General features: G+C 69.2%; 21 protein-coding genes. 9 read left to right on the forward strand and 12 right to left on the reverse strand.

What is annotated here, in order from left to right; translation table 11 throughout:
* Window positions 1-8: 8 nt before the first annotated feature.
* The 6 genes from Q9R27_RS15750 to Q9R27_RS15775 all read right to left on the reverse strand — a co-directional run bounded on the left by Q9R27_RS15750 (window position 9) and on the right by Q9R27_RS15775 (window position 6,370).
* A complete protein-coding gene (locus Q9R27_RS15750; RefSeq protein WP_311253351.1) occupies window positions 9-1,394 on the reverse strand; it encodes a HAMP domain-containing sensor histidine kinase in 1,386 nt (461 codons plus the stop codon).
* A 13-nt stretch (window positions 1,395-1,407) separates the two neighbouring features.
* Window positions 1,408-2,130, reverse strand: coding sequence for a response regulator transcription factor (locus Q9R27_RS15755; protein WP_311253352.1), 723 nt, complete (start codon window positions 2,128-2,130; stop codon window positions 1,408-1,410).
* Window positions 2,131-2,218: 88 nt separating this feature from the next.
* Complete coding sequence (locus Q9R27_RS15760) at window positions 2,219-4,405, reverse strand: ATP-binding protein (RefSeq protein WP_311253353.1); 2,187 nt, start codon at window positions 4,403-4,405, stop codon at window positions 2,219-2,221.
* A 234-nt stretch (window positions 4,406-4,639) separates the two neighbouring features.
* Entirely contained in the window at window positions 4,640-5,500 is an 861-nt protein-coding gene (locus Q9R27_RS15765) for a fructosamine kinase family protein (protein WP_311253354.1), read from the reverse strand.
* On the reverse strand, window positions 5,497-5,988 hold the full coding sequence (locus Q9R27_RS15770) for a low molecular weight protein-tyrosine-phosphatase (protein WP_311253355.1): 492 nt from the start codon (window positions 5,986-5,988) through the stop codon (window positions 5,497-5,499). Before Q9R27_RS15770 ends, Q9R27_RS15765 begins: the two co-directional genes overlap by 4 nt.
* Window positions 5,989-5,998: 10 nt before the next feature.
* Window positions 5,999-6,370 (reverse strand): phage holin family protein, encoded by a 372-nt coding sequence (locus Q9R27_RS15775; RefSeq protein WP_311253356.1) that lies wholly within the window; start codon window positions 6,368-6,370, stop codon window positions 5,999-6,001.
* Window positions 6,371-6,449: 79 nt separating this feature from the next.
* Here Q9R27_RS15775 and Q9R27_RS15780 point away from each other — a divergent pair, with 79 nt between their 5' ends.
* From Q9R27_RS15780 to Q9R27_RS15795, 4 genes are all read left to right on the forward strand, one after another.
* Window positions 6,450-7,019, forward strand: a complete 570-nt coding sequence (locus Q9R27_RS15780; RefSeq protein WP_311253357.1) for a VanZ family protein — start codon at window positions 6,450-6,452, stop codon at window positions 7,017-7,019.
* 143 nt (window positions 7,020-7,162) lie between these two features.
* Window positions 7,163-8,248, forward strand: coding sequence for a histidinol-phosphate transaminase (gene hisC, locus Q9R27_RS15785; protein ID WP_311253358.1), 1,086 nt, complete (start codon window positions 7,163-7,165; stop codon window positions 8,246-8,248).
* A 42-nt stretch (window positions 8,249-8,290) separates the two neighbouring features.
* Complete coding sequence (locus tag Q9R27_RS15790) at window positions 8,291-9,094, forward strand: DUF2510 domain-containing protein (protein ID WP_311253359.1); 804 nt, start codon at window positions 8,291-8,293, stop codon at window positions 9,092-9,094.
* Window positions 9,094-10,089: a glutathione S-transferase C-terminal domain-containing protein gene (locus Q9R27_RS15795; protein ID WP_311253360.1), complete on the forward strand. Its 996-nt coding sequence runs from the start codon at window positions 9,094-9,096 to the stop codon at window positions 10,087-10,089. Before Q9R27_RS15790 ends, Q9R27_RS15795 begins: the two co-directional genes overlap by 1 nt.
* Before the next feature lie 77 nt (window positions 10,090-10,166).
* Here the strand turns inward: Q9R27_RS15795 and Q9R27_RS15800 are convergent, their stop codons facing one another.
* Both Q9R27_RS15800 and Q9R27_RS15805 read right to left on the reverse strand, forming a co-directional pair.
* Complete coding sequence (locus tag Q9R27_RS15800) at window positions 10,167-12,029, reverse strand: VaFE repeat-containing surface-anchored protein (protein ID WP_311253361.1); 1,863 nt, start codon at window positions 12,027-12,029, stop codon at window positions 10,167-10,169.
* A 197-nt stretch (window positions 12,030-12,226) separates the two neighbouring features.
* On the reverse strand, window positions 12,227-12,763 hold the full coding sequence (locus tag Q9R27_RS15805) for a TetR/AcrR family transcriptional regulator (protein ID WP_311253362.1): 537 nt from the start codon (window positions 12,761-12,763) through the stop codon (window positions 12,227-12,229).
* A 99-nt stretch (window positions 12,764-12,862) separates the two neighbouring features.
* Between Q9R27_RS15805 and Q9R27_RS15810 the strand changes: the two genes are divergently transcribed.
* Window positions 12,863-14,392, forward strand: a complete 1,530-nt coding sequence (locus tag Q9R27_RS15810) for an MFS transporter (protein WP_311253363.1) — start codon at window positions 12,863-12,865, stop codon at window positions 14,390-14,392.
* Window positions 14,393-14,487: 95 nt separating this feature from the next.
* On the opposite strand, the gene Q9R27_RS15815 is transcribed toward Q9R27_RS15810, so the two are convergent.
* On the reverse strand, window positions 14,488-14,988 hold the full coding sequence (locus Q9R27_RS15815) for a VOC family protein (protein WP_311253364.1): 501 nt from the start codon (window positions 14,986-14,988) through the stop codon (window positions 14,488-14,490).
* 60 nt (window positions 14,989-15,048) lie between these two features.
* On the opposite strand from Q9R27_RS15815, the gene Q9R27_RS15820 reads away from it, so the two are divergent.
* Both Q9R27_RS15820 and Q9R27_RS15825 read left to right on the forward strand, forming a co-directional pair.
* Window positions 15,049-15,858: a helix-turn-helix domain-containing protein gene (locus tag Q9R27_RS15820; protein WP_311253365.1), complete on the forward strand. Its 810-nt coding sequence runs from the start codon at window positions 15,049-15,051 to the stop codon at window positions 15,856-15,858.
* Between the two features lie 233 nt (window positions 15,859-16,091).
* Window positions 16,092-18,431: an ATP-binding protein gene (locus Q9R27_RS15825; RefSeq protein ID WP_311253366.1), complete on the forward strand. Its 2,340-nt coding sequence runs from the start codon at window positions 16,092-16,094 to the stop codon at window positions 18,429-18,431.
* Here the strand turns inward: Q9R27_RS15825 and Q9R27_RS15830 are convergent.
* From Q9R27_RS15830 to Q9R27_RS15840, 3 genes are all read right to left on the reverse strand, one after another.
* On the reverse strand, window positions 18,331-19,035 hold the full coding sequence (locus Q9R27_RS15830) for a response regulator transcription factor (protein ID WP_311253367.1): 705 nt from the start codon (window positions 19,033-19,035) through the stop codon (window positions 18,331-18,333). The two genes, Q9R27_RS15825 and Q9R27_RS15830, sit on opposite strands and share 101 nt — an antisense overlap.
* Before the next feature lie 5 nt (window positions 19,036-19,040).
* A complete protein-coding gene (locus Q9R27_RS15835) occupies window positions 19,041-20,228 on the reverse strand; it encodes a hypothetical protein (RefSeq protein ID WP_311253368.1) in 1,188 nt (395 codons plus the stop codon).
* A gap of 91 nt (window positions 20,229-20,319) precedes the next feature.
* Window positions 20,320-20,955, reverse strand: coding sequence for a hypothetical protein (locus Q9R27_RS15840; RefSeq protein WP_311253369.1), 636 nt, complete (start codon window positions 20,953-20,955; stop codon window positions 20,320-20,322).
* Between the two features lie 529 nt (window positions 20,956-21,484).
* Here Q9R27_RS15840 and Q9R27_RS15845 point away from each other — a divergent pair.
* Window positions 21,485-23,749, forward strand: coding sequence for an Ig-like domain-containing protein (locus Q9R27_RS15845; RefSeq protein WP_311253370.1), 2,265 nt, complete (start codon window positions 21,485-21,487; stop codon window positions 23,747-23,749).
* A 95-nt stretch (window positions 23,750-23,844) separates the two neighbouring features.
* Entirely contained in the window at window positions 23,845-24,060 is a 216-nt protein-coding gene (locus Q9R27_RS15850; protein ID WP_311253371.1) for a hypothetical protein, read from the forward strand.
* Window positions 24,061-24,066: the final 6 nt, after the last annotated feature.

Consider the following 24,066-nt stretch of genomic DNA (forward strand, 5'->3'; position numbering starts at 1 on the left):
CTTGCTCCTCATGCCTGTTGGATCGTGCGCCCAGGCAGGGCCAGCGTCATCACCGCGCCGCCGTCGGGGGCGTTCGCCGCCGAGACCGTGCCGGAGTGGCGCTGCGCGGTCTGCCACACGATCGCCAGCCCCAGCCCGGAGCCGGGCATCGCCCGCGACTCCTTGGAGCGGTAGAACCTGTCGAACACCTTGGGCAGGTCCTCTTCGGCGATCCCGGGACCCTCGTCACGCACGGTGAGCACACCCTGGTGCAGACCGACCCGCACGGTCGCCCCCGCCGGGCTCCACTTGGCCGCGTTGTCGAGCAGGTTCATCACGGCCCGCTCCAGGGCAGCGGACTCACCGGTCACCCACCAGTCCTCGGCGTCGATGTCGAAGGTGACCGCGGGGGCGCGTCGCCGGGCCCGCGAGACGGCCCGGGAGAGCACCTCGCGCATGTCGACCAGTTCGACCAGGTGCGGCGCGTTCTCCTCGCGGCCGAGTTCGACCAGGTCGCCGATGAGCTGGGTCATCTCGGTGATCTGGGCATCCACGTCACTGAGCAGTTCTGCCCGGGCGTCGGCCGGCATCCCACCGGCGGCATCCGCCTGCAACAGCAGGTCCAGGTTGGTGCGCAGCGAGGTCAACGGCGTACGCAGTTCATGGCCCGCATCCCCGACCAGTTGGCGTTGCCGGGCCCGGGAGGCCTCCAGGGCAGCCAGCATCGTGTTGAACGACGAGCCGAGGCGGGCGATCTCGTCGGTGCCCTCCACCTCGATCGGGCGCAGGTCCTCGGTGCGGGCGATCTCCTCGACCCGACTGGTCAGCCGGCGTACTGGGCGCAGGCCGTTGCGGGCCACGCCCCAGCCGAAGAGGGCGGCCAGGATCACCCCGGCGGCGCCGAAGAGCAGGATGACCAGGCCGAGCCGGCCGAGCACCCGTTCCTGGCCGTCGAGTGACTGGGCGATGAGCAGCGCGACGCCGGGGTCGCTGGTCGGCACGGTGACCACCCGATAGCGGACATCGCCGGCCTCGATGGTGCGGATCGAGTGCTCCCGGCTCCCGTTGGCGACCTCCAGTTCGGGTGAGCCCAGGCGCAGCGTCGGGCCGTCGTCCATGGTGCGGACCAGGCCGTCCTTGTTCAGGAAGGCGATCCGCACGTCGGCCGCGCCGAACGCCCACGACGGGATCCGCAGTTCGGCAGTCAGTTCGGCCAGGGCCCGCCCCTCGGCCGCCCGCTCGGCACGCTCCAGGAGTGCGCTGTCCAGGGTGTCCTGCATCTGCACCCGCACGGTGATGTAGGCGCCGATGGCGACCATGCCGACGGTGAGTGCCACCGCAATGGTGGTCAGCCAGGTGACCCGGCTGGCCAGGCTCCGGCGATAGTGCCAGCCGGCAGGGGTCGCGGCCTTCACCTGCGATGGCCGGTCATGAGGCGGAGTCCTTGAGCACGTAGCCCACCCCGCGCACCGTGTGGATCAGCCGGGGCTCGCCCTCGGCCTCGGTCTTGCGACGCAGGTAGCCGACGTACACCTCGAGCGAGTTGGCGGTGGTCGGGAAGTCGTAGCCCCACACCTCCTCGAGGATGAACGAGCGCTCCAGCACCCGGCGGGGGCGGCGCAGGAACATCTCCAGCAGGGCGAACTCGGTGCGGGTGAACTCGATCGAGCGCTTGCCGCGCAGCACCTCGCGACTGGCCAGGTCCATGGACAGGTCGGAGAAGGCGAGCACCTCGTCGTCGGCATGCTCCTCGCGCGGGATCACCCGGCGCAGCAGGGCGCGCAGTCGGGCCAGCAACTCCTGCAGCGCGAACGGCTTGGTCAGGTAGTCGTCGGCGCCGGCGTCCAGGCCGTCGACCCGGTCACCGACGGCGTCACGCGCGGTGAGCACCAGGATCGGTACGTCGTTGCCTGCGGTGCGCAGGGCCTTGGTGGTCTCGATGCCGTCCAGCCGGGGCATCATCACGTCCATCACCACGGCGTCCGGGCGCAGTGTGCCGATCACGGCGAGCGCCTCGGCGCCGTCGGAGGCCAGCGAGACCTGGAAGTCGTTGAACTCCAGCGAGCGGCGCAGGGACTCCCGCACGGCCCGGTCGTCATCGACGATGAGCACGTGCGGCTTGGCTGCGGTGCCGGGATTGGTCGGTTGCACGGTCCCTACTCTGCCAAAGGGTGCTGAACGTGCGCTGAGAGTTGGCCGTCGTGCCGCTCCAGGACGACGCTGGCCAGTGCGCCACCGGTCACAGCGGCACTGTGGCCTCGAGCAGGTCCTGGGACGCAGTGGAGGTCAGCCGGTGCTCCAGGTCGGCCAGGTCGGCATCGCGCCGGACCGAGTCGGCCAGCAGGCCACGTGGTCCGACCAGGGTGACGGTCAGGTCACCCTCGGGCGTGCCGATGATCGTGATGGTCAGCCCCTGTCCCGCGGGCGTCGTCCGCACGGCATCGTCGAGCATCTGCCCGATCCGGTCCACCACCTCCTGGGCCGACGGTTCCACGTCCCCGCAACGGAGTCGTAGGTCGACGCCGCGCTCGCGGGCGACGTCGAGCGCCCGCGCCAGCCAGGGGCCGAGGCGGACCATTTCCGGGCTCAACTGGACCAGTTGGCGCAGGTGCGACTCCTCCTCGCCACAGGCACGGCGTACCGCGGCGTCAGACGGTTCGAGCGACCCCTCGGCGAGCCCTTGCAGGATGGCCCGGGCGCGGACCAGCCCGGCGTCCTGCCAACGCTGCCGGCTCGCGGCAGTAGCCTCGACCTGGCGTTGCTCGACGCGGATCGCGAGCAGGTGCCGCTCCTGCTCGACGAGGCCCTGCCCGATGCGACGCAGCGCCTCCTCGAACTGTGCCCAGGCCAGGTTGAACAGCGCCGACATCAGTGCGGCGGAGACCACGATGAGGGCCGCATTGGGCGAACTCGCCCAGAGGAAGCTGCTCACCGCGACACCGGTCGCCACCTGTACCGCGACCGCGACGAGTCCGGCCGTGCGTGACGTGGCCCAGACGATGACCACGACGCCGGTCATGGTCAGGACCTTCCACTCGGTGGGCTTGTCGCGGCCGAAGTCGGTGTCCAGGGCGCAGAGCACGAACGCGATCGGGATCAACGCAATGAGCACACCGCTGATCACGCGGCGTACGGACGTGCTGGCACCGCGGGTGAGCCAGGCAAGGAGGACGCCGAGGACACCGAGCCCGATCGCCAGGTAGGTGAGCCGCCACTCGCCCGGGTTGTCCACCAGGCCCTCCAGGCCGGCCGTGACGACCAGGACGCCGATTGCCCACAGCCAGGTCGCCCCGTGCCGGATGGTCGCGACCACCGATTCGAGCTGGTAGCCCGGCGTGGGCCCGTCGACGGGTGTCGACTGCTGGAACTTCCCCGGTGGGGGAAGGAGGAACTGGACGGAGGTGCCGTGGCCCGGACGCGAGGAGAGGTCGACCTCGATGCCCGCCTCGGCAGCCCGGGCGAAGACGGAACTGGCCAGGCCGCGGAACTCGACCGCTGCCGGGTCGAACCCGGCACCCGAGTCGCTGACCGTGACGGCCAGGCGCCCGTCGACCAGCGCCGAGTGGAGGGTGGCCGTGGTGACGCCGGCATGCTTGGCGACGTTCTGGAGCACCTCGAAGACGGCCCGCTCCAGGCTGTCCACGACCAGGTCCGGGCACTGGGCGAGGTGCGCCCGCAGCCCTGCCTCGGCCAGCCCGTCGAGATGAACGGCGATCCCGGTGCGGTCCAGCGAACCGAAGGGACGATCCGCACCGACGATGCCTGCCTGGGAATGCAGAATCTCGTCGATCGTTCGCTGATCGCTCGTGCAGCGCTCGCGGACCAGTTGTCGATCTGCACTGGCGCCGGTCGCGATGGCCGCGAGTGTGTTGATCACGGTGTCGTGCAGGATCCGTGCCCGGTGTGCGGTCTCACGACCCATCTCGCGGATCCAGGCCAGGTGTTCCGCCTGCTCCGCGGCAGCGTCAGCCTGGGCATCGGCACGGTCGGTGACTTCGCCGAGCAGGGCCAGGCTCGTTCGCACCGCGAGGACGATCATGACGCCCGCGACGAGTTGTCCCTGTGGGATGGAGGGCCCCCAGGACGGGTGTGCCAGTGCAACAGCGAGCGAGTAGCCCACGGCCCCCACTGCGTGCACGACGAACGCCCACCAGCTGCGGATCAGGGCCGCGGCCATGGCATTGGCCAGATGCATCAGCCAGATGCTGTTGAAGGTCAACACGTTGGCCGACGAGTCTGAGATGGTCGCCGCGACGATGGCCACGGTGAAGACGCCGAGGACTGGCAACACCGGTGGACAACGGTGCATGAGGGTCAGGCCGGCGACGATCCCGGTTGCCGATGCCGCAACGCTCAAGGCGATGAGCGTGGTGGTCGTCTTGATGTCGACGGCCCCCGCCGCGATGATCAGCAGTTGCATCGCCATGGCACCGATCAGAAACGCATTGCGCACGGAGAGGGCGAACGTCCTCGATGCCCATCCGCGGCCAGTCGAACGATGATCGGCCGTGCCCGCGAAACGTCGGGCGACGGTGGGCCAGTCGATCGCCAATGCGATGCTCCGGCCGGTGGCGGCCCGCGGAATGCGCGGCCCGGCGCCTACGTTCGCCCCGCTGAACACGATGGGGAGCCTATCCCAGACGGTGCGACGCTGCCGTCGTCAATAGCGTCCGGCCACTGCCGCGGCCCTGGCGCCGTACCCGCCGCCGAACATGCAGGCGTGCACCAGCAGCGGGAAGAGTTGGTGGATGCCGAGCCGGTCCTCCCAGCCGTCGGCCAGCGGTGCGGCTTCGTCGTACGCCTCGAGTGCACGTTGCAGGTGGGGCATCCCGAAGAGCGCCAGCATCGCGATGTCGACCTCGCGGTGGCCGCCGTACGCCGCGGGGTCGATGACGTGGCAGGCGCCGTCGCTGCCCCACAGCACATTGCCGTTCCACAGGTCGCCGTGCAGCCGGGCGGCCGGTTCCTCGGGGAGCAGGGTGGTGAGCTTGCCGATGATCCCTTCGACCACACTGGTGTCCTCGGCGCTGATCGCGTCGCGGTCGCGAGCCAGCTTCAGGTAGGGCAGCACCCGCTGGGTGGCATAGAACTCCGGCCAGCTCGCCTTGGGGGTGTTGCGCATCGGCAACCGGCCGATGAAGCCGTCGCTGGCGCCGCCGAAGCCATCCGGAGCGGAGGCGTGGGTGGCGGCCAGTCGGCGCCCGAAGTCCAGCGCCGCGTCCGGGGTCTGCTTGCCCGGCTCGATCCACGGGATCACCAGGCATTCCGCATCGACGCCGAGCACCTCGGGAACCCGTACGCCGTCGTCCCCGACCTCGGCGAGCCAGCGCAGGCCGCGCGCCTCGGCGGCGAAGAAGTCCGCGGGCGGGTTGGTGTGCGTCTTCATCAGCACCGAGCGGCCATCGGAGAGCTTGAGCCGAGTGGCGGTGCTGATGTCGCCGCCGGCAACCGGGGAGGTGGCCACGACGGGGATGCTGAGCAACTCCTCAGCCTTGCGGGCAACGGTGGTGTTGCGGGTCATCGCCTGACCCCCGTCACATGCGCCAGGATCGCGTCGGCGCTCCGCTCGATCATGGCCAACACGTCGTGGAAGCCCTCCTCGCCGCCGTAGTAGGGGTCCGGCACGTTGCCGTCCCCGGGCTCAGGGTCGAAGTCACGGAACCGGCGGAGCCGGTCGGCGGGTACGCCGATCGCCAGCAGGTCGGCATGGTTCGCCTCGTCCATCGCCAGGACCAGGTCGTACGCTCCTGCGTGGGCAGCGGTGAAGTGGCTCGCCCGATGTTGGGTGGCGTCGTACCCACGGGCGGACAGGGTGGCTGCCGACCGCTCGTCCATCGGCTTGCCGACGTGCCAGGAGGCAGTGCCGAAGGAGTGCACCACCACGTCGGCCCCGGCCTCGGCGAGGCGGGCGTTGAGCACCACGTCGGCCATCGGGGAGCGGCAGATGTTGCCCAGGCAGACCACGGCAACCCGTGGTCCGGGCCCGGTGTGCTGCATGGTGTCGTCCATCAGTCGTCCGTCAGTCGTTGTCCAGGACGACCCGCACGGCGCCGCCCACCAAGGAGATGATGATCGAGCCGGCCAGTGCCCACCAGAACCCGTCGACCGCGAACCCGAGGTCGAGCTCGCCGGCGACCCAACCGGTGAGCATCAACATCAGGGCGTTGATCACCAGCAGGAAGAGGCCGATGGTCAGGATGATCACCGGCAGCGACAGGAGCTTTACCACGGGCTCGACGAATGTGGAGACCACGCACATGATCAAGGTGACCAGGATCAGCGGGACGGCCTGCTCCTGCCAGGTGTCACCCTCAAGGGTGAGGCCGTCCAGGAGCCAGACGGCGACAGCGAGTGCGGCAGCGTTCGAGATGACCCAGATGATGAACTTCACGCCCTCAATGTACTCAGCGCAGCGAATTCCTGCCCGCAATCGAGGATTCTCCATCGGCTGATGGGTAGGCTCCGCCTCCGTGGTCGAGTTCGGTGGCATCGGCGTGATGCTCGGTGGGACAGCAGTCGCGGCGGTGGCCTGCCTGGTCCTGGCCCTGATCCTGCTCAGGCCGCTCGGCTGGGTCAGCGCCTTCTCCATTGCCGGCCTGTGCGGCGCCCTGGCCGTGATCGCGCTGGTCACCCTGGTCCCGACCTCGGCGCAGACCGGCTACATCGCGGCCGAGACCCGCTCAGCCACCTGCTCCTGGGACATTGGCGGCCCGGCGCCGGACGGGTTCTGGATCTTCGAGTCCGGGCAACGGACCCTGAACACGGTGCTTTTCGTGCCGGCCGGTGTCCTGCTCGTGCTCACCCTCGCCCGGTGGCGTACCGCTTGGGTGCTCGTGCCGCTCGGCCTGCTGGGGTTGGCGGCGTACTCGGCGCTGATCGAGCGGACCCAACTGGAACTGGCGAGGATCAACCGGGCCTGCGACGTCACCGACGTGATCGACAACGTGACCGGTGCCGTCTTCGGGGCGGGTGCAGGGCTGGTGCTGATCGTCGTCTTCCAGCCCTGGCGCCACAAGCACCGCAAACTGGATGCTCGGTGACGGGCTGGCCGAATTGAAGCGCCGTTCGGCCGAGTTGCACGCCGGACAGGTCGAGCCCGTCCCGTGGATGGAGGTCAAGGCGAGGCCCCGGCTATTGGCTCAACCGGGCATGAACCCAGCGCGGCGCCTACTAACCTGAGCCCATGACCGCGACCCCTGCTCCCCGCGCCCGTGCCAACGTCGCCGCGATCCCGGCGTACGTGCCCGGCAAGCCCCCGGTGCCCCGCGACGGACTCACCACCTTCAAGCTCAGCTCCAACGAGAACCCCTACCCGCCGCTGCCCGGCGTGCTCGAGGTGGCGCAGGCCGCGGCGGAGCAGATGAACCGCTATCCCGACATGGGCAATGCGGGGTTGTACGACGCGCTGGCCCGTCGCTTCGGTGTCGGAGTGGAGAACCTGTCCCTGGCGACCGGGTCCGTGGCGCTGATCTATCAGCTCCTGCAGGCCTTCTGTGACCCGGGCGACGAGGTCGTCTATGCGTGGCGCTCCTTCGAGGCCTACCCGATCGCGGTGGCGGCCGCGGCAGCCACCTCCGTCCAGGTTCCCGTCACAGGGGCCGGTGAGCATGACCTGCCGGCGATGTTGGCCGCGATCACCGACCGGACCAAGGTGGTGATGCTGTGCACGCCGAACAACCCGACCGGGCCGGCGCTCACCCAGTCCGCCCTCGCCGAGTTCATCGCCCAGGTGCCGCCGCACGTGGTGGTCGTGGTGGACGAGGCGTACGTCGAGTTCGTCCGGATGGAGGATGCCTCCGACGCGATCGCGCTGCACCGCCGCTTCGCCAACGTGGTGGTGACCCGCACCTTCTCCAAGGCCTACGGGCTGGCCGGGTTCCGGGTCGGGTACGCCGTGGCCGAGGCGTCGGTGGCCGAGGCGCTGCGAGCCGTCTCGTTGCCGTTCGGCATCTCCCACGTGGCGCACCAGGCCGCGATCGCGTCGCTGGCCGCCGAGGACGCGCTGCTGGAGCGGGTGGAGGCCCTGGTCGCCGAACGGGCCCGGGTGGTCGCGGGGATCCGGGAGGCCGGCTGGGACCTCCCCGAGGCCCAGGGCAACTTCGTTTGGTTCGCCTTGGGCGAGCGGACCGCTGACTTCGCGGCGGCCGCGGACGAGGCCGGGATCGTGGTCCGGCCCTTCGCCGGCGAGGGTGCCCGGGTCAGCATCGGCGAGCCCGAGGCGAACGACCGGGTGATCGCGCTGGCCCACCGCTTCGACCCGTTTGTGTGATTCGGTGTTTCGCCGCGGCGGTGGCGTGGGACGATGGGGCACATGAGCAACACGCCTGCCGGGTGGTACCCGGATGCCAACGGCCAGATCCGGTGGTGGGACGGGAACCAGTGGACCGAGCAGGTCCAGCCGAGTTCTGCGCCGCCGGGGCAGCCGCCCGCCCAGCAGCAGCCCCAGTCAGGCGCCCAGCAGCAGTGGGGGGACACCGCAGCGGGGCCGGCGTACGGCCAACAGCAATACGGCCAACAGCAATATGGGCAGCAGCAGTATGGACAGCCCGGGCCCTACGGGCAGGCGTCCGAGCAGCCGAAGTCCAAGACGCCGCTGATCATCGCGGGCGTGGTCGCGGCGGTGCTCCTGATCGGTGGCGGCATCACCACCGCGATCCTGGTCTCGGGCGACGACGACAAGGATGACAAGAACTCGTCGCAGGTGAAGGACGATCCGAGCAACGAAGCCAGTGAGGATGTCTCGGACGAGCCGTCCGATGATCCGTCGGAGGACCCGAGCGATGAGCCGGTCACCCTGGCAGGCGATCCCGAGGACACGGTCAGCGGATACATCGACGCCGCGATGGCGATCGACTGTCCCGGCATGCAGGCCCACCTGACCGGTGCGCTGAAGAACCAACTCAACTGCGACGGTGCCCAGGCGCCCGAGGACTTCGAGTTCGAGGCCGACTATCGGATCGAGGGCAGCGAGGTCAACGGGAGCAGCGCCACCGTGGACACCTGGGAGGCCTATGCCTTGGCGGGTGAGGAGATGGAAGAGGCCAACTGCACCTATTCCCTGGTCGACGAGGACGGGTCCTGGCTGATCGAGAACGTCACCTGTCAGGACCTGTGATGGCGGACGCGAGCGACGACCAGACCCCCACCTATGTGGAGAAGGGCCAGGAGTTCAACCGGGACATGAACTACATCCCTGACCGCATCCTGGCCGGCACCACCTCGCTGGACCCACGCGACTCCGAGTTCGGTGGCCGCAGCGAGGTGCAGGTGTGGCCGGTCCAACCGGGCCGCTATCGGCTGATCGCGGCGAAGGCCTGCCCATGGGCCAACCGCTCCATCATCGTGCGCAACCTGCTCGGCCTCGGTGACGTGATCTCGCTCGGCATGCCCGGCCCGACCCACGACAAGCGGAGCTGGACCTTCGACCTGGACCCCGAGGGCGTCGATCCGGTGCTCGGCCATGAGCGACTGCAGCAGGCCTACTTCGCCCGCTACCCCGACTATCCGCGCGGGATCACCGTGCCGGCAATGGTCGACGTACCCACGAAGTCCGTCGTCACCAACGACTTCCCACAGATCACCCACGACCTCTTCTTCGAGTGGCGCGACCACCATCGTCCGGACGCCCCGGACCTGTGGCCTGACGACCTCCGCGACGAGATGGAGGCCGTGATGAAGCGCGTCTTCACCGAGGTCAACAACGGTGTCTACCGGTGCGGCTTCGCCGGTTCCCAGGCGGCGTACGACGCGGCGTACGACCGACTCTGGACCGCGCTGGACTGGCTCGAGGAACGGCTCACCGACCGTCGCTACCTGATGGGGGAGCGGATCACCGAGGCCGACGTGCGACTCTTCACCACACTGGCCCGCTTCGACCCCGTCTATCACGGCCACTTCAAGTGCAACCGCAACAAACTCACCGAGATGCCGGCGCTGTGGAGCTATGCCCGCGACCTGTTCCAGACCCCCGGGTTCGGGGAGACGATCGACTTCGACCAGATCAAGGCGCACTACTACGTGGTGCACACCGACGTGAACCCGTCCGGGATCGTCCCGAAGGGGCCCGCGCTGGAGGGGTGGCACAGCCCGCACGGGCGTGAACGCCTGTGAAGCTCGTCATCCACAGGCAACGCTGACGTCTGACCAGGCCGGCCACGTCCGGCGTAGCAGGGATGTGGAGCCGGTGGTCAGGCCCTGGCTGTGGTGGTGAACCTGAGCCGGCCCAGGAGAACCGTGCCGATCAACAGCAGGACCACACCGCCCAGGGCCGCGGGCAGGGTCCATCCGGACAGGCCCGTCGCCGGGAGTGTGGTGTCGCTCTGTCGTGGTGTTTCAGGGGCGTCCACGATCTGGCCGGAGCGCTCCGCCACCACGATCGTCTGCGCCCCGTCGGTCAGGTCGTGGTGGACGGCAACCACCTGACCGTTGCGGGTGACGGTCTCGAAGGCGACCAGGGTGTGTCCAGCCCAGCCGGCGCCGATCTCCATCGCGACATCCACCGTGCCAGTTCCGGACGCAGAGGCCGTGAACACCGTGGAGCCGGTGATGCCGGTGGCCTCGCCGGTCTTGGCGTCGTGCAGTTCCCCACTCACAGTGAACTCGGCACCCGGGAGGAGGTTGGTGTAGCTCACGGTGTCGATCACGGTGCCGCCGCCAGGGGCGATCTCCTTGTCACCGTCCTGCTCATCAACCAAGGTGGTCCGCACGTCTGCGAGATGAACGGTCTGGTCGACGTCGTCGATGTCCTCGTGGGTGGCAACCACAGCGGTGCCGTGCCGCAGGACCTCGAAGGCAGTCAGGGTGTGGCCCGCCCACTGGTCGTCGATGGTGAACTCGACCTCCACAGTGCCCTGGCCGGTCGCCGAGGCAGTGAACGTCGTGGTGCCGACCAGCCCGGTTGCGGCACCGGTGGCCCGATCCATCAGCTCACCAGTGACGGTGTACTCGGTGTTCGGCGTCAAGTCCGTATAGGCGACGGTGTCGATGACCCTGCCACCGGTCTGTGCGACGTACTTGTCGCCGTCGAACGCATCGACCAGCGAGGTGCCAATCCGAGGCTGGGGCGCGGCGGCCCATCGGATGTCTGCGCGAGCGTCCGTCGTGGCGTCGGCCGCCGCCACCAGGATCAGTGACTGGGCGTGGTCCTGTGAGGTCGGCGTGCCGCCGGTGCTGCTGGGGGCGACGGTCACCATGCCCGTGGCCCCCGAACCCCGGACGGTGGCGGTGAGCGTCGCCGATCCGCCGTCGGCGGTCCCGCTCAGGTCGAGGTAGAGCTCTTGGCCGTCAACCACCGCGCTCGCGTCCACGGGTGCTCCCGTCGCGTCGACCAAGGTCAGCGCCGGATCCACCGAAACCTGGGCGGAGGACTTGTTGGTGTGCACCACCCACGGGCCGGCAAGCGTTCCGGCGACCGGGGCGTCAGCGGGTGGGGTGATTGTCACCGTGGTGTCGAAGTGGTCGGCGCTCAGGCCGGTGCTTGCGTTGGCCCCGTTGACCAGGTGCCAGTAGACGTCCTCTGCGTTGTCGCTGATCCAGTGATAGGACGCGTCGTAGTTGACGTCCGTGTAGCGCCAGATCGCGGTTGTCATTCCGCTGATCGCCTCGTCCCGGGTCAGCCCCGGGATGTTGACCTCGGCGGCGAACTCGGCCAGGTCGAGGGCCGGATAGCCGTGAGCGAGCACCCAGAGCACCTTGGCCTGCACAGCCGGATCGGTGAAGTAGTTGGTGCCGATGAAGCTGTCCAATTCACCAACGGTCGCGGTCGTGTCGTCCCTCATGCTGACCGCCTGCTCGATGCAATAGGCCCAGAAGTCGGGCTCCCCCGGATCGTTCGGATCGGAGGGTGCGGTGAGATAGATCGGAAGCAGGAAGGCGGAACCGCTGATGTAGTGGGCTTCGCCGATGTGCACGGTGTCACCGGGTTCGGGGGTGGCGACCGCCTCGGCCCGCGGCACGGACCACAGCACGGTGGCGAGGGTCACGGCAAGACCGAGCAGCACCACCGCGAACTTCCTGGGCGAGAACCGGTTCCACGCGGACGCTCGGGACATGTGGGGCCTCCTCCTTCTACTCCCATGCGATGCCGCGGCCGCCGCCACTGCATCTGCGCAGGAGCTCACCCCCCGATGGCCGCGCATCCATGATCGGTCACCCGGTCCGAATTCGGCAGGGCTTCACTGTCAGATCGATGGAAATGACCTCTGAACAGGGGGCGCCGCGGAGCTGTTGACCACTGAATTCGGGCGGTTCAGGCCTTGAGTCGGTCGACCTGGTCGAGCAGTTTGGGCAGGGAGCGGGCGAAGGTGCCGCGGGACCATTCGCCCGGCACGGCGGAGTGGTGGTAGAGACCCTCGCCGATCAGCATGATCGCCTCGGCAGCGTGCCGGTTGCCGACCTCGCCGCGGATCAGATCGAGCCAGGCCTGGTGCACCCAGGCGAGGGCGTCGATGGCGGGCTGCCAGGACGACTGGGCCAGGCGCAGCATCGCCACGTAGTAGGTGTCCAGGTCGGAGCCGCTGGTCCACGACGTGCGCACGTAGTGACGTGACGGGCCCTCGGGGGCCTCGGCCATGATCACCAGGTCGCGTTCGCACGCGGCCCGGAAGGCGTCCAACGCGGCCTCGGCCAAGGCCTCCTTGCTGGGGAAGTGGTAGAGCACCCCGCCCTTGCTGATCTCGGCGCGGGCAGCGACGGCGTCGACGGTGGTGCCGCGCTCGCCCTCGCTGCGGAGCAGTTCGCAGTACGCCGTGAGCGCCTTCTCGCGTGCCTTCGGTGGGCGGGCCATGGATGAACCCTACGCAATCGGGCGCGGCGTGCCCGTGGAGGCGCAGATCACCCCGGAGCCGGATTGATTACTGCACCGTCTGGCCGGTACAGTTACTCGGTGACCACTTACCACCTCCCTGTCTCCAGCCGCACCCCCGACCAGTTGACCTCGCGCGGTCGCTGGGCGGCGCTGGCCGTGCTGATGCTGCCGGTGTTGCTGGTCTCGATCGACAACACCGCGCTCAGCTTCGCCGTTCCGGCGCTGTCCCGGTCGCTGGCCCCGAGTGGCAACCAACTGCTGTGGATCATCGATGTCTATCCGCTGGTGCTCGCCGCCCTGCTGGTCACCATGGGCAGCCTCGGGGACCGGATCGGGCGGCGCCGGATCCTGCTGCTCGGCGGGGTCGGCTTCGCGGCGGTCTCGGTGCTCGCCGCCTTTGCGCCCAGCGCCGGGTGGCTGGTTGCCGCCCGGGCCCTGCTCGGGGTCTTCGGGGCGATGCTGATGCCGGCCACGATCTCGTTGATCCGCAACATCTTCACCGACGCCGCCGAACGGCGTACTGCGATCGCCATCTGGATGGCCGGCTTCTCCGGTGGCGCCGCACTCGGCCCGATGGTCGGCGGTTGGCTGTTGCAGCACTTCTGGTGGGGTTCCATCTTCCTGATCGCGGTCCCGGTCCTGGTGCCGCTGCTGGTCCTGGCCCCACGGCTGCTGCCCGAGTCGCGCGATCCCGATCCCGGTCCGGTCGACATCCTCGGCATCGCCCTGGTCTCGCTCGCCCTGGCTGCCGTGGTCTACGGGATCAAGGCATTCGCCACCCACGGCCTCGACCAGGTGACCGTCGCGGCCGCGATCGCCGGGGTCGGTGCCGGAGTGCTGTTCGTACGCCGGATGCTGACGCGCCGCAACCCGATGCTCGACGTGCGCCTCTTCGCCAACCCGGTCTTCTCCGTCTCGCTCGTGGTCAACCTGGTCAGCGTCTTCGCGCTGGTGGGCTTCATCTACTTCCTCACCCAGCACCTGCAACTGATTGCCGGTCACTCCCCGCTCGATGCTGCCGTGATGATGATCCCCGGCCTGGTGGTCACCGTCGCGCTCGGCCTCGGTGCGGTGCCGATGGTGCACCGCTTCGGAGCCGTGCCGGTGATGGTGGGCGGTGTGCTGCTGAACGCGTTCGGGTACGTCGTCGTCTCCGCGCTGGGACACACCGGCTCGGGCATCGCCCTGCTGGTCGGCTTCGTCCTGGTCTGTGCCGGGGTCGGGATGTCGGAGACCGTCTCCAACGACCTCGCACTCGGCGCGGTCCCACCGGCCAAGGCCGGGGCGGCCTCGGCGGTGTCGGAGACGGCGTACGAGGTGGGCGCCGTGCTCGGCACCGCCGTCCTGGGCAGCTTGCTCAACCTGGCCTATCGTCAGGGCGTGCAGGTGCCGGTGACCGTGGATCCGGAGTTGGCCGAGCAGGCGCGGGCCACCCTGGGGGCTGCCCACGAGGTCGCGGAGTCGTTGCCGAGCGCCGCCGCCGACGCGCTCTTGGCCTCGGCTGCGCACGCCTTCGACTCCGGGGTGACCGTGACCGCGGCGATCGCCGGGGCGCTCTCCTTCGCGGTGGCGATCGCGGCGCATCGGATCCTGCGCGGACGAATCTGAGGCCCGCCCGCGGCAGTTGACGTGTCGGTTGCTGGCATCCGGTGACTGCAACCGACACCGTTCAGCACCGGGCCCGGGGAAGCCGCGCGGAGGCCCTAGCCGGCGTGTTGCTCTGCGGCCCACGCGGTCACGCGGCGAGCACTCTCCTCCTCGGAGAGATCCTCGACCCGGGTCATGATCGACCAGCGGATCCCGAACGGATCCCGGATCGAGGCGAATCGGTCCCCGGAGACGAAGGTGCTGACCGGCTCCCGGACCACCGCCCCGGCGGCCACGGCGCGTTCCACCACGGTGTCGACGTCGGCACAGTAGAGCCCGATCGAATAGCAGTCCTGGTCGCCGTCGGGGGCCGGGACCAGACCGAAGTCGGGATGGGGCTCGCCGATCTGGAGATGGCCGTTGCCGAAGTCGAGGTCGGCGTGGACCACGACGCCGCCCATCTCCGTCACGTCGACGATGCGCGCCCCGAGGGTCGCGGCATAGAAGTCGATCGCGGCGCGGGCGTTCGGAACCGCCAGGAACGGGGTCAGGCTGGTCGAGCCATGCGGGATGCCGCCGGTGGTGTGGGCGCCGGTGACGCCCTGCTGGGTTGTCATGGTTCGAGGCTAGGAGAGGCGGCGCTGGGCCGGCTTGGAGATTTGCGACAGAATGGGCGCGTGAGCGCTGAGGACGTCGACTCCCGGGGGATCCTCTATCCGGCGCGGTTGCCGACCTTCCACCGGGTGCCTGCGCCACCTGTGCTGTCCGACCGGGTCCGGTGGTTCTGGATCCCGGAGTGGGACCTGGCCCCGGGGCGCACCTCGCGCCAGGAGATCCTGCCGTTCCCCGCCAGCAACCTGGTGGTGCAATCGGACGGGGTCACCGTCGCCGGCCCCTGCACCCGCCGCTCACACCGGGACCTGATCGGCTCGGGCTGGGCCGTCGGTGCCCTCCTCCGGCCTGCGGCGGTGCCGACGGTGCTCCCCGATCCGGGCTTGGTGCGGGATCAGGAGATCGCCTGGCCGGCTCCCGACCTGCACCGAGCGGTCGTGGGGGCCATGGCAGACCGTGGGGCCACCCCGGCCGAGCGGCGCGCCACCGCGGTCGCGGCGTACGTCGCGTGGCTGCTCGATCACCTGCCCCCGGTGGACGATGATGGCGAGCTCGCGAACGCGATGGAGGACGTGGTCGCCGGAGACCGCGCCGTGGTCCGGGTCGAGCAGGTGGCCGCAGCGCTGGGTGTCTCGACCAGGACGCTGCAGCGCCTCGCCCGACGCCACGTCGGCCTGCCGCCGCTGGCGATGATCCGGCGCCATCGCCTGCAGGAGGCCGCGCACCGGCTCCGGGAGGAGCCCGGCCTCGGCTTGGCCAGGGTGGCTGCCGAGTTGGGCTATGCCGACCAGGCGCACCTGGCCCGCGACTTCCGCACCGTGCTCGGCCTGCGGCCCGGTGCCTACCGGAGCGAGGTGACGCTCCCCGAGCCGTGAGTCAAGAAGCGCATCAGGCAAACCTGGACGAGCGCGCACAGCTCGGACACGATGCGGCGGCATTGCGATATTCTTCGGGAGTGGTTGCCAGGGTCAGGAGCAGTCTCGAAGGCGCCATGACTGGTCTTGCTCGCGCGTGGCGGTTGGCGGTCAGCGTGACCGTGGATTCCTCCGACTCAAGTTGGCCATCGCGCAGTCTTCGATCCGCTCAGCTCCGGGGCTGCCGCCAGGGCATGGTCGTCTCGCCGCTCATCCTGTGCTGCATCGCGCTCTTCGCCGACCCGAAGGCTTCCCTCGTGCTGATCGTGGCGGCACATTGCCTGGTCGCGGGCATCGCGTTGCTCGCCGAGATCCGTGACGGGGACGTGACGGCCACCTTCGTGGCCTTCTACGCGCTGCTCCTTTTCGACCTGCTCGCCGCCGACGGCCCTATCGGTCCCTTGGCCGTGGGAGCGGTGTGGTTCGGTTTCATCACCATTCCGACGCCGATCCTCGTGATGGATCTGGGGCGCGCCTTCCTCTTGTTCCTCGGCTCGGTGTCCACGATGGTGCTCGGCGTGTGGTGGTTGCGCCCGGACTGGGGCAACGACGTGCCGGTGGCCTTGCTGCTCGGCACGGCTGGCACCTTGGTCGCGGCCCTCACCATGCGGCTCTCTTGGGATGCGATGGCTTCCCGCGTGGATCATCGAGAGGAGGTTGCGGCCCGCGAGCGCGAACGGGCCGCGGTGTGGCGGGTCACCGCGGCGGAGCTCGCCGAGGACTCGCGTGTCTTGCACGACTCGGTGGTCAACACGCTTGCTGCCCTGGCCGCCGGTGGATCGGTGGTGCAGGCCGGGGCAGAGGTCAGGGCCCGGTGTGCTCGGGATGCGCGCACGGCCAGGGCACTGATGGCCGGCCGCAGTGTGGAATACCGGCCCCTCGACACGGTGGCCGGCTCGGGGCTGGCCGTGGCCCGCACGGGACTCGACGACGAGGAGTTCCGGCGCCTCGCCGACCAACTCGCCCCCAAGCGGCTCCGCGCATTTCTGGGCGCGTTGGACGAACTCACGCGCAACGTGGTCAAACACGCGCGTGCCACGGCCGTCACGGTCGACGTACGCCGCCACGGCAATCAGGTGCGCCTGACCGTCCGCGACGACGGCGTCGGGTTCGTCCCGGCGCCGGTGCCCGGCCGGGGACTGGCCGAGTCCGTCATCTCCCGGGTGGAAGCGGTGGACGGCTGGGTCGAGATCGATACGGCGCCGGGCCGTGGCACCACGGTGCACGTGGAGATGCCGTTGACCCGGGAACCCGTCGTGCGCCGAACCCCCCGCGACCCCGCGGCGATGGTGCACAAGTTGCGGGACTTCGCCTGCTGGTCCTGGGCAGTGGCGATCTGCCTGGCCGGTGCGGTCCTGGAGGCGGGGAGCCGACCCACCAACTTCACCGCCTCGTGGGCGGCGCTGGGTTTCGTCGCCGGGACCTGCGTGGTCGCCTGGGCAGCAACTCGGAACCGTGCCACAGCCCCGATGTGGGTCCTGGTCTTGCTCGTGACGGCGGTGCCGGTGGGATTCCTGCTCGGCTTCGCCGGGGTGGGATACGGCCACGACCAGCCCCATGTGTGGCACCCGCTGGGCTTGACCCCCTTGCTGCTGGCGTTGTTGGTCCTGGGCCGGACCCGATTGCCGATGGTCCTCGGCATGGTCGGCATGTTCCTCGCCGCGGCCGGGGTGATCGCGGTGCGACAGAGCGGCTGGTCGGTGGGATTCCTCTGTGCCACGTTCCTGTTGACCCACCTTGCCCTGATGATCACCTGGTCCGTCATCCACGACCTGATCGGCGAGATCGGGAAGCGCTTGGGGAGCCAGCAGCAGCGAATCGAGGCGCATCGCCGCGAAGCCGCCGCGAGCGAGGCGATCGCTGCCGCCCGGGGCCGCTGGTTGGACGCCGGCATCTCCTCGGTGATCGAGGTCCTGGACGGGGTGGCCGCAGGTGAGCTCGACCCGGCCGACGCCCAGGTACGCCGCCGCTGCGACGAGGAGGAGCGCCACCTGCGCCAACTCGTCATGATCAGCGCCTCCCAGGTGCACTTGGGAGGGTGGTTGGCCCAGGCCCTGGCCACGGCCCGTGGTGCAGGTGTCCGACTGACGTTTGCCCCCGGGGCGGCGATCGTGCGCGACCCCGCCGCTGCCGAGCAACTGGGCAGTCTGCTCGTCGACGTGGTCGAGTCGGCCCCGGCGGGCAGTGAGCTGCGGGTCGGTCTTTTCGACGCGGGCGGCGGAGTGCGGATGTCGCTGCTCGGCAGCGCTGGAGACCACGTGAGCGACAAGCTCGACCAGCCCTGCCGCGACGGGCTGGAGTGGAGGGTCGAACGGCTGCGGCTCGGAGGCCAGGAACTGGTGACGGTCGGCGCGGGGGACACCGCGACCGAGGTGACGGTGCCGGCGCCGCGACGCGCGGAGACGGGTCGCGCCGTGGACACTGCGGGATCGGTCAGCCGGGCTGCTCATCGGCGCCGAGCAGCCCATCCAGGCGTGCGGCGCGGTTCAGGTCGACCTTGGAGTGGACCGGGCGGCCCACCGCGGCGTACTTGACCTTGACCCGGTCCAGGTATTTCTTCGCGGTCGCCGGTTGTACGCCGAGCGCTTGGGCCACGGAGTTGAGGGTGAGCCCAGAGGCATAGAGGATCAGGGCCCGCTCCTCCTGGTCGCTCAGCGCCGGCCGGTCGGCGTCGGTGGCGATCACGCTGGCCAACTCCGGTGTCATCCAGTGGCCGCCGTCGAGCACCGTACGCAGCGCCCGGAGGAAATCCTGTTCGGAGTCGCGCTTGCCGACGATGCCCCCGATGCCCGCCTGGATCACCTTGCGGACCTGCTCAGGCGAGGCCATGGCGGAGAGGACCAACACCCTGATGTCGTTGCGGATCAGGGTGCGCACCTGTTCGGGGGCCACTTGTGGTCCGCGCTCGACCATCAGGTCGAGGACCACCAAGTGCGGCCAGGCTGGCTGGGGTGCGCTGCCGAGCCACCGGATCAGCGAGGGCAGGTCCTCCCCGGACCAGGTGATCGCCAGATCCGGCTGTTGGCGCACCAACTGTTCGGTCCGCGAGCGCTGGAGCACGTGATCCTCCACGATGGCCACGCGTCGCCGGTGTGCGCCGCCACGGGCGCGGGGGGCGGGCGGTCGCGGGTGGTTCATCGGGTTCAGCCTGCTCTTCCGGAGGTTGACTCGGTCGGGGAGGTGGTGCAGCGCGGCCGCACGGGAGCCGGTGCGCGGGGTCGGGGCGCGGCGCCGCTCCACGTCCCCGCGGGCCGCACGGTGGCCAGCGTTCCCAGTGCTCGGTCGACATGGGCCCAACTGGCCAAGAGCGCGAGGGGCGAGGCTACGCCGATGAAAGGCAGGATAGCCGAGGGACCGGTGTCGTCGACCGCCATGGCCCCGGCCATCAGCACGGCGATGCATCCCAGCGCCACCAGCGCGACCCGGAAGGGCGCCGGACTGGTTGCATTGGGCAGGAGGAGTGCCGGGGGGACCGTCGCCAGCAAGACCTGCCAGGCCAAGAGGTCACCCCTGCCGAGTTCCACGGCGATGAATCCGAGCACGAAGACGACCGGGGTGCAGGCCATCGTCACCAGCGGGATCACCGGATGGAGTGGTGCCCCGCGCCTATTCCCTGCCCAGGCGAGCAGGCAGAGTCCCGCAAGGGTCGCCAAGGCCGCGTGCACAGCGGTGAGCGCGCCCGGTCGGTGCACGGACTCCACGACGAGACCGAGCAGGATCACGGCCCCGCCCCAAGCCAGGCCCAGCGCGGCCGGCAACTGACGGTGTTCAACAGCGTGACGGACGATCCTCACGCCCACCCGGGCCACTGTGGCAGTGATCAGGCCGACCACGACCATGGCGATCGGGATCCACGTCTCCCACGCCGGGTGGAGCAGTGCGGTGCCGACCGGAACGGCAATGAGGCCGCAGGCGCCCGCCACCAAAGCCGTGGTGGCCCGGGCGAGGACGAGCGGGACCGCGCAGCACAGGAGCCACCACCAAGCTGTGGCCAGCGCCAGTGGTCCCTCGACTTCGGTCAGGGCGCCGACGTCGAGCAGGACCACGGCGGGCGCTGCCAGCGCCACCGCCAGGACCGGCGCTCGGCGCTGCGCCGTGGCCAGGGTGACCAGGGCGAGCAGGGCATGGGCGGTGAGGAGCAGCGGAGCCGGGATGCGGGTTGTGGCGTCGAGGATCGCGATGACCATCACCGCTTGCCACCCGAAGACGCAGCAGAGGAGAGTCCTGACCACGGTGGTGTCGATGCACGCCTGCGCGTCGACATCGTGCGCCACGGTGGCGCACGGACCAGATGTGGGTTGCCGCGGCGTAGGGGTGGGTTCGGACTCCATGCATTCTCCAGGTCGAACGCGCCATGGGCGCTCGGGACACAGCATGGACCGGCGCGTGGACCACAGGCGAACCTTGACCCCTGAATGGGGGTCAGGAGGGTGGGAGGTCTTGGTCGAGATAGCCGTCGGCCCGGGCGACCCGGTGCAGGTCGAGCTTGCTGTGCACCGGGCGACCGACCGCGCCGTACTTCGACTTCACTCGGCCGAGGTACTTCTTGGCGGTGTCGCGTTGTACGCCGAGCGCGTCGGCCACGGCAGCGAGGGTCATCCCCGAGGCGTAGAGCACCAGCGCCCGCCCCTCTTGGTCGCTGAGTCGCGGGCGCGGGATGACCGGCTCGTCGTCCTCGGCCAAGGCGTGCAACCGCCGGTGATGCCGAGCCAGCGCCGTCCACACCGCGGCCACGACACCCTCCTCGGACTCGTGCTTGTCGACGACCCCGGAGGCGCCGGCGCGGAGGAAGGGCTGGGCCATGGAGGGAGAAGCCCGGGCGATCCGGACGAGCACCGGTATGCCGGAGCGGATCAGGGCGCCCACGCGTTCGGCCGCCCCGGCCGGTCCCTGGTCGACGGGCACATCGGCCAGGAGCAGGTCGGGGGCACGTCGTCCGGTCCGGGCCCAGAGCACGAACTCGTGGAGGGAGGCACCACTCCAGATCACCTTGAGCCCGGGCTGGGCGGCCAGCAACTCCTGGGTGCGCTCGCGGTGCAGGAGATGGTCCGTGACCACGGCGACCCTGCGCGTGAAGTGCTTGGCCTCCCGTTCCGAGAGCACAGGGAGCGGTCTCTCTCCGCTGGTCGTCAACCCCTGTTCCTTCCGCTCGGGGACCCGCCGGGGGCCCACGAGGCCCGGACTTTAATGGCTTTCGGATCTTCTTGGGTGCACAGCGGGAATCTGACCCCTATTCAGGGGACAAGACAGATCGATAAACGACGCGCGCACCCCTGTGGGTGCTTGTATTTCCCATTTCCTCCTGCATGGATTGGTTTCCGACACGGGGATGTCCGGCATCAGGCGGCGCAACCCCTGACACCTCAGCACCCGCACTTTTGCTGGACCCTGAGCACGTGACGCCTCGCCAAGAGGGCACCCGAGGGCATGGGGGTCCGGTCTTGACCCCCATGCGGGGGGCATTTCTCGATCTGCCGTTTCATTTCATTCCTGAGGTCGTTTGACCGGTGCTAACTTCGCCGTGCTCAGGCCCGCCCGAATGGCTTGGGGACGTATTCGACAATGAGGAAGTGCAGAGGAATGCTTCATGTCTAAAAAGTCCATCCGGCGCCCACGAGCGTGGCGCAAACCACTCGCAATCACCGCATCGGTGGGCCTGACCGCTGCCGGCCTGGGCATCGTTGCCGCGGGCTCGGCCGCTGCGGCCCCGTCCGTCACCATCACTGTCGACTCGCTGGCCTACGGCGCCAATGCGTTGTCCTACAGCGCGAACCCGTCGGAGTGTCGCGACAAGCAGTCGCCTGCCACGTGTTCCCTGTCGGCAGCCATCGCGTACGCCAACGCCATCCCGGCGGGCTCCGGTGAGATCGCGATCGTCTTCGACGACAGCCTGTCCGGCACGATCGTCGACCCGGGCGGCAGCGCGGGCAAGATGTCGACTGCCAACGGCAGCAACAACCTCACCGGTGGCTATTCGGCCACGTCGTACGTCATCAATGCCTCGAACCCGGTGACGATCGACTTCGGTGGCGACATCGGGTTCGCCAGCGAGCTGACCGACTGGGGTTCCAACGGTTTCGACATCCAGTCCGACAACGTGACGCTGACGAACTTCACCAACATCGCCTCGCCGGAGACGGCGATCGTGATCCGCGATGTCGACGGCACGACCATCAGCAACGGTGCCTGCAACCAGATCAAGGACAGCGGAGGCAACAACACGATCTGGCTCGAGGCCTGCATCGTGATCGACCCGGGCACGTCCGGCGGGGTCACCACCAACACCACGATCACCAACATGGCGTTCGAGGATCCGTGGACCACCGCGATCGGTGTCGACTTCGACGGGCTGGTGGATGGCCTGACCGTCACCAACTCCTCGATGGTCAATGACCGCAACGCCCCCAACTTCCTGCAGCTGGGCCGGGACTCGCTGACCGAGAACGCCGTCCTGTCGGGGATCTCCGTCACGGTTCCCGACGGCAAGTCCGTGGCCGGCTACGCGATCTACCCGCGTGCTCGGGCAAACATGAACTCGTTCACGGTGACCGACTCGACATTCACCGGCATGCGCGGCGCGTTCATCCCAGAACCCGGCGCTCAGGAGTGGAACGACATCACGATCACCAACTCGACCTTCAACAAGGTGGGTCAGATCTGGGATGACGGGCCCGGGCCGGTGAACAACCTCACGTTCACGAACAACCTCGTGACGAACGGCACCGAGAACGGTCCCTACCTGCGGGGCGCGCTGAACATGGACCAGGCGACCTACACCAACACGGTCATCTCGAACAACACGTTCAAGGACAACAACTGGCGCGGTTCGGGCGACATCTACTACCAGCAGGTGGGCGCCAACAACGTCATCGCGAACAACACCTGGTCCCGCACCCAGGCTGGCGATGACGGTTACCAGAACGCGATCCGTGACTGGGTGAGCGCCCCGTCGGCCACCGACAGCACCGGCTGGACGATCCAGTACAACCACATCGAGGACTACGGCCACGCTGCGAACGCCTACGCCCCGATCTGGATCCGCAACCGCGGCATCACCACGGTCGTCGGCAACACCTTCGGGCCGAACACCCGTGGCACCATCGACCCCGTCCAGTCGGAGGGTGGTTCGTTCTGGTTCGTCTCCAACGAGGACAGCGGCACCAACAACAACATCCAGACCTGGCGTCCCGCCAACGCCGTCTTCGACGGCAGCAACGTGACGTTCGACGTGGCCCCGGTCGACCCGGCGGTGGGTGGCAACGCCCACAACCAGCCGACCGCCCCGGTCTCGCTGGGTGTCTTCTGGACCGCTGACGACAACGCCGAGGTCTACCTGGGCCAGATCGACAACGTCAGCCCCGGTTCGGTCTCGATCCCGACCACCGCGACCGGTGGCTTCATCCGGGTCCAGACCATCCAGGCCGATGGCACCACCTCGCAGTACTCGGGCCTGGCCCAGGTCACCACCACGCTGGCCGCCCCGGTGATCACCGGTCCGACCGGTGGTTCGTCCGGTGACGGTGCCACCGAGATCGCCGGCACCGGCGGTCCCGGCAACACCATCACGGTGACCGACAAGAATGACGGTTCCACGGTCTGCACCACCACCGTGGCCGCCGACGGCACCTGGAGCTGCACGCCCGACACGCTGCTGACCCAGGGCGTCCACGCCCTGGTCGCCACGCAGAGCGACGGCACCAACACCTCGCCGGAGTCGAACCAGGTGAACTTCACCTCGGACGGTACGCCGTTGTTCGCCTCGCCCGAGGTCGCCCTGGCTGCTTCGGCAGTGCTCGGCCTGGGCTCCATCGGTGGCCTGCTGCTGATGCGCCGTCGCCGGCAGACCGCCTGATCACCTCAGGCATCAGGTTCCGTGCGGGGTGGGTTCCCGGCCCACTCCGCACGGCCACACCCACAGTTTTCTGATCCAGAAGGAGTTCGTTCGTCATGGCATATGGCGGAACAGGAGTGCAGCCCGGCGCCGGCGGCTTGACGGTCGGTGGCGGTCTGGCCAGCTCGGGGGCCGCGGTCGCCAACGGCGCCCAGACCTTCGGGTGGGTGCTGGCCGCGCTCGTCCTGCTCATCCTCGGCCTGGTCGCCCTGCGGATCTTCCTGCTCAAGCGCTCCGGCCACGAGTCGGGGCTGCGCCCCGGCCTCTCCTGACGGGGA

The organism is Nocardioides sp. AE5 (genome assembly GCF_031844485.1).
Taxonomy (GTDB): domain Bacteria; phylum Actinomycetota; class Actinomycetes; order Propionibacteriales; family Nocardioidaceae; genus Nocardioides.

What these genes read in the sequence shown, in the direction of transcription:
- Q9R27_RS15760 (WP_311253353.1), bottom strand. Translation starts at nt 4,405, where the DNA reads ATGGCGATGCAACTGCTGATCATCGCGGCGGGGGCCGTCGACATCAAG.
- Q9R27_RS15765 (WP_311253354.1), bottom strand. Translation starts at nt 5,500, where the DNA reads ATGACCCGCAACACCACCGTTGCCCGCAAGGCTGAGGAGTTGCTCAGC.
- Q9R27_RS15770 (WP_311253355.1), bottom strand. Translation starts at nt 5,988, where the DNA reads ATGGACGACACCATGCAGCACACCGGGCCCGGACCACGGGTTGCCGTG.
- hisC (WP_311253358.1), top strand. Translation starts at nt 7,163, where the DNA reads ATGACCGCGACCCCTGCTCCCCGCGCCCGTGCCAACGTCGCCGCGATC.
- Q9R27_RS15790 (WP_311253359.1), top strand. Translation starts at nt 8,291, where the DNA reads ATGAGCAACACGCCTGCCGGGTGGTACCCGGATGCCAACGGCCAGATC.
- Q9R27_RS15795 (WP_311253360.1), top strand. Translation starts at nt 9,094, where the DNA reads ATGGCGGACGCGAGCGACGACCAGACCCCCACCTATGTGGAGAAGGGC.
- Q9R27_RS15800 (WP_311253361.1), bottom strand. Translation starts at nt 12,029, where the DNA reads ATGTCCCGAGCGTCCGCGTGGAACCGGTTCTCGCCCAGGAAGTTCGCG.
- Q9R27_RS15805 (WP_311253362.1), bottom strand. Translation starts at nt 12,763, where the DNA reads ATGGCCCGCCCACCGAAGGCACGCGAGAAGGCGCTCACGGCGTACTGC.
- Q9R27_RS15815 (WP_311253364.1), bottom strand. Translation starts at nt 14,988, where the DNA reads ATGACAACCCAGCAGGGCGTCACCGGCGCCCACACCACCGGCGGCATC.
- Q9R27_RS15825 (WP_311253366.1), top strand. Translation starts at nt 16,092, where the DNA reads ATGGTCGTCTCGCCGCTCATCCTGTGCTGCATCGCGCTCTTCGCCGAC.
- Q9R27_RS15830 (WP_311253367.1), bottom strand. Translation starts at nt 19,035, where the DNA reads ATGAACCACCCGCGACCGCCCGCCCCCCGCGCCCGTGGCGGCGCACAC.
- Q9R27_RS15835 (WP_311253368.1), bottom strand. Translation starts at nt 20,228, where the DNA reads ATGGAGTCCGAACCCACCCCTACGCCGCGGCAACCCACATCTGGTCCG.
- Q9R27_RS15845 (WP_311253370.1), top strand. Translation starts at nt 21,485, where the DNA reads ATGTCTAAAAAGTCCATCCGGCGCCCACGAGCGTGGCGCAAACCACTC.
- Q9R27_RS15850 (WP_311253371.1), top strand. Translation starts at nt 23,845, where the DNA reads ATGGCATATGGCGGAACAGGAGTGCAGCCCGGCGCCGGCGGCTTGACG.